A 16,555-nucleotide genomic window follows, 5' to 3' on the forward strand; every position below is an offset into this window, starting at 1 on the left:
CAATTAGCTTTTCTTGTCGTTTGCTAAAAAGCCGGATACGACTCGTGCATCAGAGTGATCACAGAGAAGAGTTTCGCAATGCGTACTGAAACCGGCCAGACATTCCGCCTCGAAGATTATCGCCCAACGCCTTACGCTATTCCCGAAACGAAACTCGATTTCACCCTTGAGCCAGAAAAAACGATTGTCCGCGCAGAACTCGTTATCGAGCGCCGCGAGGGAACAGTTGCAGGCACGCCGCTTGTTCTCGATGGTGATGAACTGAAACTTGTCAGCATTCGCCTTGATGGCAAAGTTCTCAACAATAACAGATATTCGGCCACACCAGACAGATTGGAAATCACGGACCTGCCAGAGGCTGAACGCTTTACACTGGAAATCATCACGGAAGTTAATCCCACAACCAATCGTCAGCTTTCGGGTCTCTATCGTTCAAGCAATGTCTATTGCACACAATGCGAAGCAGAAGGCTTTCGGCGTATAACCTATTATTATGATCGCCCTGATGTGCTCTCCATCTATACGGTCAGCCTCAACGCCGAAAAAACAGCAGCACCAATATTGCTCGCGAACGGCAATCCTGTTCAGCAGGGTGTCGTTTCAGGCAACCCTGATAGGCATTTTGCAATCTGGCATGACCCGCATCCCAAGCCGTCATATCTGTTCGCGCTTGTCGCAGGCTCGCTCGATGTTGTGACAGACAATTTCACGACGCAATCTGGCCGCGCGGTGGATCTCGCCATCTATGTTGAGCATGGGAAGAAAGAACGCGCCCTCTATGCCATGGATGCACTGAAGCGTTCGATGCGCTGGGATGAGGAGAAGTTCGGTCGCGAATACGATCTGGATATTTTCAATATCGTCGCGGTTTCCGATTTCAACATGGGCGCCATGGAAAATAAGGGCCTGAATGTCTTTAACGACAAATATGTGCTGGCCGATCCTGAAACCGCGACGGATGTCGATTATGCGGGGATCGAAGCAGTCATTGCGCATGAATATTTCCATAACTGGACCGGTAATCGCATCACCTGCCGCGACTGGTTCCAGCTTTGCCTTAAAGAAGGCCTGACCGTTTATCGTGACCATGAGTTTTCAGCCGATGAGCGCTCGCGGCCTGTGAAGCGCATTGCTGAGGTGAAAATTCTTAAGGCGCAACAGTTTCCAGAGGACAGCGGTCCGCTCTCGCATCCTGTGCGCCCACGCGAATATAGCGAGATCAATAACTTCTACACGGCAACTGTTTACGAAAAAGGCTCTGAAGTGGTGCGGATGATCCGCACCATCATTGGGCCAGATCTTTTCCGTAAAGGAATGGATCTTTATTTTGAGCGCCACGACGGCGATGCGGCAACGATTGAAGATTTTATCAAGGTCTTTGCCGATGTCTCAGGACAAGATTTTTCACAGTTCGCGCTCTGGTATGATCAGTCAGGCACACCGAAGGTCGAAACAAGTTTCGATTTCGATGCCGTAAACGAAACCTACACCATCAATTTCACGCAATCACTTGCCCCTACTCCCGGTCAGCCAGTGAAGAAGCCAATGCATATCCCAGTCGTTTTTGGTCTGTTAGGTTCTAACGGCAAGGATATGGAAGCTTCGTCTGTGGAAGGGGGCGAGGTGCATGACGGCATCATCCATCTGCATAGCGCTACCGAAACTATAATCTTCAAAGGCATTAAAGAGCGCCCTGTCCCGTCGTTGCTGCGTGGCTTCTCGGCACCAGTTAATCTGGTCTCGCCGCTTACGGCAGAAGATCGGGCCTTTCTCGCGCTCAATGACAGTGACCCGGTAGCACGCTGGCAGGCGCTGACTGTTATTTTCACACAGGCGCTGCTTGAAGGTGCAAAACGCTTACGTGGCGGACATGCACCCGAAACCGACGAGAAGATCATCACGCTTGCCGGTAAGATTGCCACTGACGAAACACTCGACGCCGCCTTCCGCGCTTTGTGCCTGACCTTGCCTACCGAAAGCGATATTGCGCGCGAAATGGGTGAAAATGTTGATCCGGATGCTATCTTTGCAAGCCGCGATCATCTGATTGCAGCAATCGGATCGGCCTACGCGAAAGAATTTGTAGCGCTTTACACCAGCTTGCAACAAGACGGCGCTTTCTCCCCTGATGCTCAATCGGCAGGCAAGCGCGCGTTACGCAACGTACTGGTTGATTATCTTAGCCGTCATGAAAACAGCCCAGCACGCGCAGCACAGCAATTTGCGCATAGTGACAACATGACAGACCGAGCGGCGGCACTCAGCGTGCTGGTGCATCGGTTCGGTGACAGCCATGAAGCGCTCGACGCACTCGCATCCTTTGAGAAGCGTTTCGGTGATGACGGTCTAGTCATGGACAAGTGGTTTATCGTGCAGGCAACGCGTCCGGGTGAGAAAGCGCTTGAAGCCGTTCGTACACTGACAAAAGACAAACTGCTTTCGTTCGACAATCCAAACCGCGTGCGTGCATTGATCGGTGCCTTTTCGGCCAGCAACCCGACAGGGTACAATCGCAAAGATGGCGCTGCTTATGATTTCTTTGCCGACATTGTTCTGGCAATTGATCCTGAGAACCCGCAGCTTGCGGCCCGTCTTCTGACTGCCTTGCGGTCATGGCGTTCACTGGAGGATACACGTCGTGAACATGCACGCGCCGCTCTTGCTCGTATTTCCGGTACGCAAAAGCTCTCGACCGATCTGCGCGACATCGTTGATCGCACGCTGGCTTGATTCGCGAATCGGCTAAATGGCTCTATGATTCGAAAACCCGGCCTTGAATTGGGCCGGGGTTGTTGATTTTGGTTATATTGAAGCAAAGTCGCATAAATACTGAAAAAGCTTACGGCTTTCATGAGTCTTTTCATGGTGTTAGATGCGCGACCTCTCAAATTGATTCCGCTTAACAGTTTGAGATTCAATAGAAAATCAGAATGGCAAATGCGGTAATTTACTTCTCATTAACGAATTCACTGGACAGCACGAATCACTTTTGATTCATTAGCCTTGTTCGGAGATGGCGTATTCCGAAACATTTCGAGTAGAGATTTCAGTTCACACAGTTCCGGGCGGACAGCGCTTAAAGCGTTTCTGGAACTGTTTCGACATATATGAGGGGCTTTAAATGGCGAGCACCGACGCGTATAGCGCGACGGCGGAGAGCAAACGCGACTCCGGCGGCAAGCGAAAGAAAGGCAGACTGTCAGGTCATGCCAAGCTTCTCGCAGGCCCTGCTTATGGAAAATTTATAGCCGTGGAACCAGCATTGCGCCGTCTTGTTCCTGCTCTCATTGTCATCTTTCTAGTCATACTCGGTGTGGCGCGTGTTTTCTCCATGCTGTCATGGCGCGAAGACATTGAGCTCCAGCACAAGGCCGCTCTGTCTGCTGCAACGGCTAATCTGGCGCAGATGATCGAGCGCGCCGCAAATGGTACGCAGGCTGGCGCGCAAATGTCGCCCAAAGATCTTGATAATACGGTTGCCGAATTTCGCTCGCGCGGGCTGTCATCCAGCGGCATGACTGTCGCTCTGGTCAATGACGATTCCGTCATTGTCACCGCATCCGGCCCTGCAACAGATATAGTCGGCAAACGCGCCGATGATATTTTCAGTGACATTCAACCGCTCTTCATGTTTGCAGAGCGTGCGGGCGTACTCACAATCGTAATGAACGGCGAAGTTGCTTTCGGCACGGTTTCAAAGCCGATTACCGTTCCCTATGCGATTATTGCGGCAGAACCCGAAAGCACGATATTCGCCGAGTGGAAGCGTGCGGTTTCTCTGAACGTGACACTGTTTGCCGGCACCACCGGCGTGATGTTCGCCATTCTCTACGCCTATTTCAGTCAGGCAGCGCGGGCGCGTGAAGCGGACGATCTTTCCGGCCAAATTCAGCGCCGTATCGATATGGCGCTAGCGCGTGGCCGTGGCGGTCTCTGGGATTGGGATATGGCACGTGGACGCATTTATTGGTCGCGCTCCATGTATGAAATGCTGGGCTATGAAGCCCAGGATGCCGTTCTCGCGTTTGGCGATGTGTCAGCAATCATAAACCCCGAAGACGGTGATCTCTATTCGATTGCTGAACAGGCAGCGGCTGGCGACATATCGCATGTGGACCGCGTATTCCGTATGCGACATGCCGACGGTTCTTGGGTCTGGATGCGCGTTCGTGCTGAAATTGCCGCAGAAAATGAACTGCATCTTGTCGGCATTGCGTTTGATGTCAGCGAACAGCACCGCTTCGCACAGCAGACGGCAGAGGCCGATATGCGGATCCGCGAAGCCATCGAAAATATTTCGGAAGCCTTCGTTCTTTGGGATGCTAATAACCGTCTGGTGATGGCTAACTCCAAGTTCAGCGAATATGCTGGCCTTCCAGTCTGGACATTAAAGCCGGGTGTACCGCGTAATGAAGTGGACGCGCATACCCGCCCATTCAGCTTCGAGCGCCGTATGGCGAATGAGCATAACCGTGCAGGCGGTCAAACGTTTGAACGCCAACTAAGCGATGGCCGCTGGCTACAGGTCAACGAACGCCGCACGCAAGACGGTGGCCTTGTTTCGATTGCAACCGACATTACGCAGATCAAGCAGCATCAGGAACGTCTGGTGGATAGTGAACGACGCCTGATGGCAACCATTCACGATCTGTCGATTGCGCGTAAAGGCGAGCGTGACCGTGTGCGTGAACTTTCAGAACTCGCGCGCAAATATGGTCAAGAAAAAGAGCGCGCGGAGGCAGCTAACCGCTCGAAATCTGAGTTCCTCGCCAACATGTCTCATGAGTTGCGCACGCCGCTCAATGCGATCATCGGCTTCTCGGAAATGATACAGGCTGGCACATTCGGGCCACTCGGTTCGGATCGCTATGAAGAATATATCAATGATATTCACACCAGTGGTAACTTCCTGCTCAACGTTATCAATGACATTCTCGACATGTCAAAGATTGAAGCTGGTCACTTCTCGCTTGACCGCGAAGAAATTGATCTCTGCCCGCTGATCAAAGAAACTGTGCGCATGATTTCGCTGCAGGCCGATGAGAAGAACATCACGGTCGAAACGCGGATCGAAGATGCCATGCAGCTCAACGCAGATCGCCGTGCGGTGAAGCAGGTGCTGATCAATCTGCTGTCCAATGCGGTGAAGTTCACTTCGCATAACGGCCATATAACCGTCCGTGCTCGCAAGACTGGTTCAGCACTATTCATGACCATTCAAGATACTGGCGTTGGCATTCCAAAATCAGCGCTGAAGAAAATCGGCCAGCCATTCGAGCAGGTGGAAAACCAGTTCACCAAGACACATAGTGGTTCTGGTCTTGGCCTTGCGATCACCCGTTCGCTCGCGGAGTTGCATGGCGGCTGGCTGCGTATTCGCTCAACCGAGGGCGTGGGGACAGTGGTTGCGGTCTGTATTCCAGACCGCAAGCAATGGGCTGCAACCATTCCCGGCACAGCAATTCACGCTGCCTGATCAGAGCGTGTCGTTATCAGAAACCGGCTCCAACTTTTCCGCGACATGCTTTAGCCAATAAGGTTGTCGAAGCTCGCCCGGACATTGGCGGCGAGCTCGCTGATGTGGTGTTCAACGCGCTTAATGTCCGGCAATTCAGCAGCACGGCAGAGAAGATCAACCATTCCAGGGATGAATTCTTCGCGCGTCGCATCACTTCCAAGACAAAGCCGGATCGTCTGGCTAAGATTGGTGTAGAAGCGATGCGCTTGCACGAGATCATCGATTGTCTTCGGATCAGCAAATGAAGAATCAAGACCAGCCAACACATCCTCCGTTGCCAACGGCCTTGGATGTTTTGTCACTTTTCCGATCAGCACAGCGAACTGCGCGATAAATTCCAGATCGACGATGCCTCCCGGTTTCAGCTTGAAATCCCAGTCGTCACGCGGCGGCTTTTCCTCGTAAATGAGATCGCGCATTTCGCGCACGTCTTTGGCAATCTTTTGCGTGTCAATTTTACTTGATAAGACCTCGTCAATTTCATCCCGGATGAAATCACTGAACTCCGTATCGCCATGGATAGGGCGCGCACGCGTCAGCGCCATATGCTCCCATGTCCATGCCTCGCTACGCTGATATTTACCAAAAGATTCGATATGAGTCGCAACTGGACCTTTATTCCCCGATGGGCGCAATCGCATATCGACTTCGTAAAGCACGCCTTCTGCTGTTGGAGCGGACAAAGCTGCAATGAGACGCTGTGTCAAACGAATATAATATTGCGAAGCAGCCAGCGGCTTTTCACCTTCAGAATAATCCGCATCCTGATCATGGTCATAAAGCAGGATCAGATCGACGTCAGAGCCAGCGGTCAGTTCTCGGCTACCAAGTTTGCCCATAGCAAGCACAACAACCTTAGCACCCTTCACCTTGCCATGACGGCGCTGTAGTTCGGATTCGACCGCTTCAAAGGCCTTTCCGATCATAAGCTCCGCCAGATCAGAGAAAGCCCGCCCTGCCCGCACACCATCGATGGCACTGGTTAGCAAGCGAATACCGATCAAAAAACGATGCTCGGCTGCAAAAATCCGAAGACGATCAAGCACCTCTTCATAATCGCTTGCAGATCCAAGAAATGCGCGCAGACGTTCTTCCAGATAATTGCGCGTTGGCATTTCCGAGAAAATTGCCGGATCAAGAAGGCCGTCAAAGACATGAGGGTTGCGCGTGATCACCTCGGCCAGCCGCGGGGCCGCACTCATAATCATCACAAGCAGATTGAGCAGACGCGGATTGGATTGAAGCAGGCTGAAAAGCTGAATGCCGGAAGGCAGGCCTTGCAAGAACCCATCAAAGCGCAGAAGCGACTCGTCCGCACGTTTGGTTGCAGCAAAAGCTTGCAACAGGGCTGGCGTCAGCTCGGTGAGACGTTCTCGCGCTTCGGCTGACTGCGTGGCGCGATAGCGGCCAAAATGCCATGTCCGGATGACCCGACATATATCGCTGGGCCGCTCATAGCCCATAGAGGCCAGCGTTTCCAATGTTCCCGGATCGTCTACGTCGCCGGTGAAAACCAGATTGCCGCTTGATGCTCCGAGTTCAGGCGCTTGCTCGAACAATGCCGCATAGTGCTTTTCAACAATCTTGAGCGCTGACAGAAAAACGTCAGAAAACTCTGCCGGATCGCTATAACCCATCATATGCGCGACACGTGCAAAGCCTTCATCGTCTTCCGGCAAAATATGCGTCTGCTCATCTGCAATCATCTGGATGCGGTGCTCAACATCACGAAGGAAATAATAATCCTTGCCGAGTGCATCACGTGCCTTTTGCGTGATCCAGCCGCGTTCAGCAAGCCGTCCAAGCATCGGAACAGTCTGATTGCCGCGCAATTCAGGAAAGCGACCACCCGCAATCAATTGTTGCGTCTGCACGAAAAATTCGATCTCACGGATACCGCCACGCCCAAGCTTCACATTATGTCCGCGTACGGCAATATCGCCATGGCCTTTATGCGCATGTATCTGTCGCTTGATCGAATGCACATCGGCAATCGCCGCATAATCGAGATATTTGCGCCAGACATAGGGTGCCAGTTCTGCCAAAACTTGCAGACCAGATTCACGATCACCTGCCACCGGACGCGCCTTGATCATAGCAGCGCGTTCCCAGTTCTGCCCGCGCCCTTCATAATAATGAAGGGCTGCACCGACCGGAATTGCCAACGGTGTCGATCCCGGATCAGGGCGCAAGCGCAGATCAACACGGAAGACATAGCCGTCGGCAGTGCGATCTTGCAAAATGCGCACGAGACGCCGCGTCATGCGTGAGAACGTATCGACGCATTCATAGGGATCGATGATTGCCGGACGTTCGGAATCGATGAAAACAATCAAATCAATATCAGATGAATAATTCAGCTCGCGGGCACCAAACTTGCCCATGCCAAGTACGATCCAGCCACTACCCTTTTCAGGATCGTTGCGGTCCACAAGTTTAATCTTGCCAGCACTATCAGCCTCACGAAGAAGAAAGCGGATTGCAGCTCCGGTGCAGGCTTCCGCTAGATCAGTCAGCCAGCCAGTCGTTGCTTCTGTATTAAATATCTGTGCCAGATCACAAAGGGCAATGAGCACATGCGCCTCTCGCTTTCGGTGACGCAGGCTGGTCATCAAAGCGGCTTCGGTGATGCCTTCTTCTATGCCCGAGCTAGAAATGTTTGAGAGAATATATGTGAGTGCAGTTTCAGGTGGACTGGATGTAATCCTGTCAAGGATGCTTGGGTGACTGATCAATGACTCGCGGAGAAAAGGAGAAAGATCGAGCACCGCTGCGAGAAAGCTCTGTGCTTTTTCATTGCGCAAAAGCTCGACAACCTGGCTCAGTTCTTCGCTCTGTGCCCGCTCTGACAGGTCAGCCAGATACCCACGTGCTCTTTCGGGATCGAGCGGCGCCAGCGCACAAAGGTTACGGTCAAAAAAGAGTGCCTTTGTGTCGCCAGCTGCCATGATACCCTCAGCATTCAATATAAAACTAGGCGTCTTTCGGCAAAGGGAACTCCAATACGGCACGCAGGCCCGGCCCATTGTCTTCAAGACGCAGAGCGCCACCGTGCAATTTCATCACTGCCTTGGCAAGACTTAAACCAAGTCCGGAACCCGGCTGTGTACGGCTTTCTTCAAGACGAACAAAACGCTCGGTTGCTTGCTCGCGTTTATCTTCCGGTATGCCGGGACCGTTATCGGCCACGACAATGCGCACCCATTGCGGATCACGTTCCATTAAGAGTGTTACGGCGGCAGACTTCTCGCTGCTCAGAGCATATTTGATAGCATTGTCGACAAGGTTTGAAACCGTCTGGCCCACGAGCTCACGATTAATGCGCAGCGGCACATCATCAAGTGTACCGAGCGTAAGTTGAACACCTGCATCTTCGGCTACCGGCTCGTACATTTCGGCCACATCGCGAACAATCGGAGCAACCGGCATATCATCGAGATTTTCTGATGAGTAACCGGCTTCGAGCCGCGAGATCATCAATATCGCGCTGAATGTACGGATCAGTTGATCGGATTCTCCAATAATATCTTCAAGCGCTTCGCGATATTCCGGCCCAGCCTTCTTGCCAGACAACGCTTCCTCCGCACGATTACGAAGTCGCGTGAGCGGCGTTTTGAGATCATGCGCGATATTGTCGGAGACCTGTTTTAAGCCTTCGTTCAGCTCAAGAATGCGCCCAAGCATAACGTTCAGATTACCGGAAAGCCGGTCAAACTCATCGCCCGAGCCGTTAACAGGCAACCGGCCCGTCAGATCACCATCCATGATGCGCTGCGAGGCACGTGACATATCATCGATGCGCTTCAGCGCACGACGGCCCACAAAGAACCAAATCAGCAGCGCACCAACGCCCATAATACCAAGCGCCAGCATCAGCGAACTTCGGACAAGATCACGGAAGCGTTCAGGTTCGCCAAGGTCACGCCCCACCAGCAAGCGCATGCCATTTGGCAGAGCGATTACCACGGCGATGGCACGATGCTCGGTTTCAGTACCTTGTTCGCCGTAGCGACGATATTTAAAGGCGCGCTCAACGATGCCGTCCGTGTCCAGTACGCCGGGTTCCACACCTTCGACGTTACCAGAAAGGATACGTCCTGACTGATCCGCAACCAGATAAAGATAAGCGCCCGGCTGACGCGAACGATAGTCAATTGTCCGCACAAGCTGCGGAATGCCGCCTCGCGAATAGGCTTTGCCGATACTTGCAACTTCCTCGCCCAACGCTTCCTGCGTCTGACTATTGATGATCGAAGCCGACAGATTGGTCATGTAAAAGACCAGAGCAACCGCGCCCACGGCAAACAACAGTAGATAAAGCGTGGAGAGGCGTGCGGCAGTTGTCCGCATGAGCGCAGAAAAACGGCCCATCATTCAACCTTAGTGCTTGCAGCGGCTTTTGCTTTTGCGGCTTTCAACATATATCCAGCACCCCGCACGGTGTGCAGAAGCGGACCGTCAAAGCCTTTTTCAATCTTCGAACGAAGTCGGGAAATATGTACGTCGATCACATTGGTCTGCGGGTCGAAATGATAATCCCACACGTTTTCGAGCAGCATCGTACGGGTAACCACCTGCCCTGCATGACGCATCAGATATTCAAGCAGGCGAAATTCGCGCGGCTGGAGGGTTATATCCACATTCTGCCTGCGCGCGGTATGTGCAAGGCGGTCCAGCTCCAGATCGCCTACACGATAAATCGTATCGGCCTCGCGCGGACTTGAGCGACGCTGCAAAACTTCAACACGCGCCAGAAGCTCGGAAAAAGCATAGGGTTTGGTCAGATAATCATCGCCACCCGCACGCAAGCCTGTCACGCGGTCATCAACTTCGCCCAGCGCGGAAAGAATAAGAACCGGCGTCTCCATGCCTTTTGCACGCAGGCCCGCAACGACTGAAAGTCCGTCGCGCTTTGGCAACATGCGATCAACGACCAGCACGTCATAATTGCCATGTTCCGCAAGTGCGTAACCCGTCTCTCCATCACCCGCAATGTCGGCAGAATGGCCAGCCTCACTGAAGGCTTTCTCAAGATAGCGGGCCGCTTCGCGGTCATCTTCAATAACGAGAATTTTCATGGCTCTACCCCACAGCAAGCGACGACGATTGTAAAAACAATAAGTTGTCAGGGAAAATGAAGCAATGGCAGGCGGGTTATCCGCCTGCCATTTTGTTTCGATACACTAATCAACCAGAAGCTTCAGGCTTATTCCTGATCGATTGGCAGAGCTACGAAGCGGCTCTGATCCTCGTTCTGGAGCTGCAACAGCACAGCCTTGCGACCAGCCTTAGAGGCTTCGGCAATCGCCTTATCGATGTCTTTCGCACTCTTAACGACCTGATTGTTAACACTTACAATCGTTTCACCAGTGCGAATGCCACGATCAGCAGCGTCGCTGTCAGGATCAACATTGGTGATCACAACGCCATCACCATCTTCAGAAGGTGTGACCGTCAGGCCGTAGGAGTCGAGAGCCTCGCCCTGCTCTGTATCACCGGAGCCAGACTTGCTGCTATCGGCCTTGCCTGCATCCTGCGGCATCGCACCGATGGTAACGTCGATCTCTTCTGCCTTACCCTTGCGCCATACGGTCAGAGCAGCCTTTTCACCTGGTACAATATTGCCAACCTTGCGGGCCAGATCGCGTGGGTCCTGAACTGTTTCACCATTCACGGCCGTGATCACATCACCAGCCTTGATACCTGCCTTCACAGCAGGACCGTCAGCCTGTGGCGCGGATACAAGTGCTCCTTTTTCTTCAGCCAGACCAAGCGAAGCAGCAATATCCTTATTAACCGGCTGAATCTGAACACCAATCCAGCCACGCTCGACCGAACCCTTCTTGATCAGCTGATCAACGACCTGCTTGGCAGTCGAAGCTGGAATAGCAAACGCGATGCCAACACTGCCGCCCGAAGGCGAGAAGATTGCAGTATTGATACCAATCACTTCACCGGACTGGTCAAAAGTTGGACCACCGGAGTTACCCTTATTTACGGCCGCATCGATCTGGATAAAGTCATCATACAGGCTCGCACCGATATCGCGACCACGCGCCGACACAATACCGGAGGTTACAGTGCCACCAAGACCAAACGGATTACCAACAGCTACAACCCAGTCACCAACGCGGATCTTGCTGTCATCGCCGAGCTTCACATAAGTGAACTTCTGCTTTGGCTGATCAACTTTCAAAACAGCAAGGTCAGTACGCGGATCAGTACCAATCAGCTTTGCGTCAATTTCGGTGCCATCATCAAGAACAACGCTGTAAGCATCGCCATCGGAAACGACGTGATTGTTGGTCACAAGATAACCGTCTTCCGAGATGAAGAAGCCAGAGCCCTGTGCGAAAGGACGTTCATGACCCGGACGCGCCTTTGGACCCTTGCCTGGACGACGACCTTCAGGACGTGCATCACCACGCGGTTCCATACCAAAATCGCGGAAGAAACGCTTCAGAGGGTGACCGTCTGGCAGCTGATCAAAGCCCGGAGGGGTCTGCATCTGCTGGCCACGGCTATCGGCCTCCTGCACATCCTTCTTGACGCGAACACTGACAACTGCTGGACGAACTTTTTCGACGAGGTCTGCAAAGCCAGCCTGATGGGGTGCATTGACGCTCACCGCATCAGCACGGGCATTTTCCATAACACCCATTGGACCGGTCGCGACAAACGCACCAGCGAGTGCTGCGGACAGCGCTATTGCTGCAACGCCCTTACGATACTTGGAAGTAATGATCTTCGACATCTGGCTCTCCTTACAAGAAGCAATCCGGGGCTGGTCCTCTTGGGCGGCACCGACCCTGTTAATCCGTTATGATGTTAAGATAGTCAGCGCTACCTTACCGCTCAATTTCCGGAAAATGAAAGTTTTGTAAGGTTTGAAAGCCAACCAAATTGCTATTTATCGTCGAGAAGACGGGAAAGCTCGGCTTTTTCGCCATCAGACAACGGCTTTTGGACATCAGGAACCGCATTTCGTCGGCGGAAAGCAATCATTAAAGCAATGCCACCAAACAGAAGTACCATTACAGGAAAGCCCCATAGAATCGCAGTTTGTGCATTGAAGCGTGGCTTTAAGAGAACAAACTCGCCATAGCGGTCGACAACAAAATCAACGACCTGCTTATCAGAATCGCCAGATGTCAAACGTTCTCGCACCAGAATACGCAAATCACGCGCGAGTTCAGCATTGGAATCGTCGATTGATTCGTTCTGGCAAACCATGCAGCGCAGCTCTGACGAGATTTGTCGGGCACGCTTTTCAAGCTGCGGATCAGGAAGAACTTCGTCCGGATTAACAGCGAAAGCGCTGGATATCTGAAACGTCAGAAAAAGCGTTAGTAAAACCGTGACGAACTTTTTCGTAATCCTCATATGGTCGCCCCCGCCTCTTTCGACGATGGCTTTCGCGCTTTGGACGGAGCACCAACACGAAGGCGGCGATCGGCAAGTGAGAAGATTGCACCAATCATCATCACCAGCGCGCCATACCAAATCAGCGTTACATGTGGCTTCCACCATATGCGCACAACGATAGAGCCATCACCCGGTTCATCGCCAAGAGCCACATAGACCTGACTAAACCAGAGCGTCTTGATGCCGGATTCTGTCGTTGGCATCTGTCGGGCCGGGAAGAAACGCTTTGACGAGTGGACAATACCAAGATCATGATTTGAAGAATCGAAAAGCGTAAAGTCGCCTCGATTTTCAGTGAAATTTGATCCAGTCAGCGGGCGCATACCTTCAAAACGCAACGAATAATCCGCTGCCTTCGTCGTGTCGCCCGGACGCATCACCAGAACGTTTTCTGTGCCATAGGTGGTCACACTGACGATCCCGAGTAGCGTGACACCAAGACCGATATGGGCAAGTGCGGTGCCGAAAACCGAACGCGGAAGACCTTTAAAGCGTGACAGCGCTTTGACAGCCGAAACTTTGCCAATGCCTGCTTTTAGCCACAGGTCGGTAAGGCTTCCGACAATCAGCCATACGGCAAGACCAACACCCATCGCAGCCAGCACCGAATGAGAATTGCTCTGCCAGAGAACAATACCGACCGTAATAAGTGCCAGCGCAAAAGCCGCCATTAGTCGTTGTGCAACGCCGTAAAGATCACCACGCTTCCAAGCAAGCAATGGTCCAAACGGCACAGCCATAAGCAGTGGGATCATCAACGGGCCAAAGGTCATGTTGAAGAAAGGCGCGCCGACCGAAATCTTTTCGCCGGTGAGCACTTCGAGCAACAGGGGATAGAGTGTGCCAATGAGAACTGTCGCCGCAGCAGTGGTGAGGAACAGATTATTAAAGACCAGCGCACCTTCGCGAGAAATTGGCTGAAACAATCCACCTGATGACAGGCTTTGGACGCGCAATGCAAAGAGTGACAGCGACCCGCCGATAAATATGGCGAGAATAGCAAGGATGAACAGTCCGCGCCCCGGATCGGTTGCGAAACTATGCACGGAGGTCAATACGCCCGAACGGACAAGGAATGTTCCGAGCAAAGAAAGCGAGAACGTCAGGATCGCAAGCAGAACTGTCCAGATTTTAAGCGCCGAGCGCTTTTCCATAACGATTGCCGAGTGCAGCAGCGCGGTGCCAACTAGCCAAGGCATGAAGGATGCGTTCTCCACCGGATCCCAGAACCACCAGCCACCCCAGCCAAGCTCATAATAGGCCCAGTACGAACCCATTGCGATGCCGCCAGTGAGAAACATCCATGCGACCAGCGCCCAAGGGCGAACCCAGCGCGCCCATGCGGCATCCAAACGCCCTTCTATGAGCGCTGCAACAGCGAAAGAGAAGCAAACGGAAAAGCCGACATAGCCAAGATAGAGCAGCGGCGGATGGATCGCGAGACCAATATCCTGCAAGATCGGATTGAGATCACCACCTTCAAGCGGTGCAGGAATAATACGTGTGAACGGATTGGACGTAAAAATGATGAACGCCAGAAATGCCGTCCCTATCCAACCCTGAACGCCAAGAACATTCGCGCGCAGAGTTTCCGGCAAATTGCCAGAAAACGCAGCCACGAGTGCGCTGAAGAAGCTGAGAATCAGCACCCAAAGCAGCATGGAGCCTTCATGATTGCCCCATACGCCGGTGATCTTATAAAGCATCGGCTTTTGCGAATGCGAGTTCTCGACCACGTTCAGCACCGAAAAATCGGAAACGACGTAAGCGAGTGTCAGCACAGCAAATGAAAAAGCAATCAGCGCGAAAACTGCAAGTGTTGTCGGAACGGCAACGCCCATAAGCTGCATGTCTCTGCGCTGCGCGCCAACCACGGGCACGATGGACTGAACCACTGACAAAGCCAGTGCCAGAACGAGCGCGAAATGACCAATCTCGACATTCATAGGCTTTTTCCAGTTCCCATCATTTACCTTCCCAAACGCCCTTCTTTTTCAGGCTGTCGGCGAGGTCTTTCGGGACATAATTTTCATCATGTTTTGCAAGGACGCTGTCGGCGCGAAAAATACCGTCGGGTTCAAAACGGCCTTCTGCAACAACGCCCTGCCCTTCTCTGAACAAGTCAGGGGCAATGCCTTCAAAAACGACTTTGACCGTCTTGATTGTATCGGTGACCGTGAAACGAAGCTCACTACCCTCACGCACAACCGAGCCTTCTTCGACAAGACCACCCAGCCGGAAACGCGCGCCAGACGCAATTTCTTGTTCCGTCAGATCGGCAGGGGTTCGGAAAAAGCGAATATCCTGACTGAAGGCCATGAGCATAAGACCGACAGCAATTGCCAGCACGACCAGAGCGCCACCAATCAGCATCAGTCGCTTACGCTTCCTGCGGCTGACGGTGCGGGCCAGATTGCCCGCTGACTTTATGTTGCGTCCATTGCCTTCTGCGGTCGCACTCATTGCGTTGCGCTCCCTGCTTCCAAACCAAGTCCTGCTGCAAAATTTTTAAGCTCAACTTGCTGCTCGCTATCGAGTGCAGCCGCACCACGCTTCAGCGCATCGGCGGCTGCATCACGACGATCAAGGATCATGTAAGAGCGCACAAGACGCTTCCAGCCTTCCAGATCAGCGCCGTTTTCACGCAGGCTTTCATCGAGCCGCTGAACCATGCCTTCAACCATTGCCTGACGGTCTTCCGCATTCATAGAAGCGGCGGCATCGACGTCCTCAGTGGTTGGTCCCTTCGCGGGTGAAGATGACGAATTGGCCGAATCATGGATAAAGGCAATTGCCTTCTCAATCTGCGAGCGCCAAGGCGCGTCGGCAGGACCATTATCGAGAAGGGTTTGCAAGCGCTTCACAGCCCCCTCTGAATTACCATCCTGCAACTCACCCTGCGCGAGATAATATTGCGGGCGAATATCGTCCGTGTTCAATGCTGTCGCTTTGTTGAAAAGGCCTTCGGCTTCAGCCGTTACAGGACCACCAGACACAGCGATCAGCGCTTCACCAAGGCCGAGGACCCGTGGGAAATTTTCGCCTTCAAGCCTGATCGCTGAACGATAGGCATTGACTGCATCGTTGCCGCGACCAATGCGCAGATAAATTGGTGCCAATACATCCCAGCCACGCGCGTCATTTGGATTTTGCGCCAGATGCGCTTCAGCGCGGGCGATCAACTCGTCAACGGAGCTATTTTGCGGACTATTTTCCAATCGCGCGGCCAATGGCATCGACGGCATATCAGGCGCACCAAAAATCGGATAAACACCCCATGCGATCAAAGGAACCGACAACACCGATGCAAAGGCCACGATACGCCCTGAACGCGCCTTTTTTAAACTTGAAACGGCTTCTGAGTTACTTTTCTCAGCATTGAGAATACGGCGGGATATTTCAATGCACGCCTGCTCTGCACTCGGCGCGTCGATCATGCCGCGCGCAGCATCGGCCTCGACCTCACGCAACTGGTCGCGATACACTTCCAGATCATTTTTTTCAGGGGGCAAAAATTCCTGCTTGTTCCGAGTAAGCGGTAACAAAACAATCATTGTAGCTGCAAAAGTCAGCGCGGCGGCAGTCAACCAGAATTCCATGGCTGAGACTTAA

At 52.8% G+C, this 16,555-nt stretch carries 10 protein-coding genes; 2 read left to right on the forward strand and 8 right to left on the reverse strand.

Translation table 11 applies throughout. The features are described 5' to 3' along the window. Positions 1–78: 78 nt before the first annotated feature. Positions 79–2,730, forward strand: a complete 2,652-nt coding sequence (gene pepN, locus ACOZHT_RS01845) for an aminopeptidase N (RefSeq protein WP_339508158.1) — start codon at positions 79–81, stop codon at positions 2,728–2,730. A gap of 391 nt (positions 2,731–3,121) precedes the next feature. Then, positions 3,122–5,476: a PAS domain-containing sensor histidine kinase gene (locus ACOZHT_RS01850; RefSeq protein WP_339508157.1), complete on the forward strand. Its 2,355-nt coding sequence runs from the start codon at positions 3,122–3,124 to the stop codon at positions 5,474–5,476. A 50-nt stretch (positions 5,477–5,526) separates the two neighbouring features. Here the strand turns inward: ACOZHT_RS01850 and ACOZHT_RS01855 are convergent, their stop codons facing one another. The 8 genes from ACOZHT_RS01855 to ccmI all read right to left on the reverse strand — a co-directional run bounded on the left by ACOZHT_RS01855 (position 5,527) and on the right by ccmI (position 16,542). After that, on the reverse strand, positions 5,527–8,466 hold the full coding sequence (locus ACOZHT_RS01855; protein WP_339508156.1) for a bifunctional [glutamine synthetase] adenylyltransferase/[glutamine synthetase]-adenylyl-L-tyrosine phosphorylase: 2,940 nt from the start codon (positions 8,464–8,466) through the stop codon (positions 5,527–5,529). Between the two features lie 25 nt (positions 8,467–8,491). Beyond that, positions 8,492–9,892 (reverse strand): HAMP domain-containing sensor histidine kinase, encoded by a 1,401-nt coding sequence (locus tag ACOZHT_RS01860; protein ID WP_339508155.1) that lies wholly within the window; start codon positions 9,890–9,892, stop codon positions 8,492–8,494. Further along, on the reverse strand, positions 9,889–10,596 hold the full coding sequence (locus ACOZHT_RS01865) for a response regulator transcription factor (protein WP_339508154.1): 708 nt from the start codon (positions 10,594–10,596) through the stop codon (positions 9,889–9,891). The genes ACOZHT_RS01860 and ACOZHT_RS01865 overlap by 4 nt, the downstream gene beginning before the upstream one ends. A 128-nt stretch (positions 10,597–10,724) precedes the next feature. Continuing rightward, the gene (locus ACOZHT_RS01870; RefSeq protein ID WP_421565290.1) at positions 10,725–12,272 is read right to left on the reverse strand and encodes a Do family serine endopeptidase; all 1,548 of its coding nucleotides are present in this window, start codon (positions 12,270–12,272) and stop codon (positions 10,725–10,727) included. 152 nt (positions 12,273–12,424) lie between these two features. Beyond that, complete coding sequence (locus tag ACOZHT_RS01875) at positions 12,425–12,901, reverse strand: cytochrome c-type biogenesis protein (protein WP_339508152.1); 477 nt, start codon at positions 12,899–12,901, stop codon at positions 12,425–12,427. Continuing rightward, on the reverse strand, positions 12,898–14,889 hold the full coding sequence (locus ACOZHT_RS01880) for a heme lyase CcmF/NrfE family subunit (RefSeq protein ID WP_339508151.1): 1,992 nt from the start codon (positions 14,887–14,889) through the stop codon (positions 12,898–12,900). Before ACOZHT_RS01880 ends, ACOZHT_RS01875 begins: the two co-directional genes overlap by 4 nt. Positions 14,890–14,908: 19 nt before the next feature. Next, positions 14,909–15,406, reverse strand: a complete 498-nt coding sequence (gene ccmE, locus ACOZHT_RS01885; protein ID WP_339508150.1) for a cytochrome c maturation protein CcmE — start codon at positions 15,404–15,406, stop codon at positions 14,909–14,911. Further along, the gene (gene ccmI, locus ACOZHT_RS01890) at positions 15,403–16,542 is read right to left on the reverse strand and encodes a c-type cytochrome biogenesis protein CcmI (RefSeq protein ID WP_339508148.1); all 1,140 of its coding nucleotides are present in this window, start codon (positions 16,540–16,542) and stop codon (positions 15,403–15,405) included. The genes ccmE and ccmI overlap by 4 nt, the downstream gene beginning before the upstream one ends. Positions 16,543–16,555 lie beyond the last annotated feature (13 nt).

This window comes from Ochrobactrum sp. EDr1-4 (genome assembly GCF_049199085.1).
In the GTDB taxonomy this organism is placed as follows: Bacteria; Pseudomonadota; Alphaproteobacteria; order Rhizobiales; family Rhizobiaceae; genus Brucella.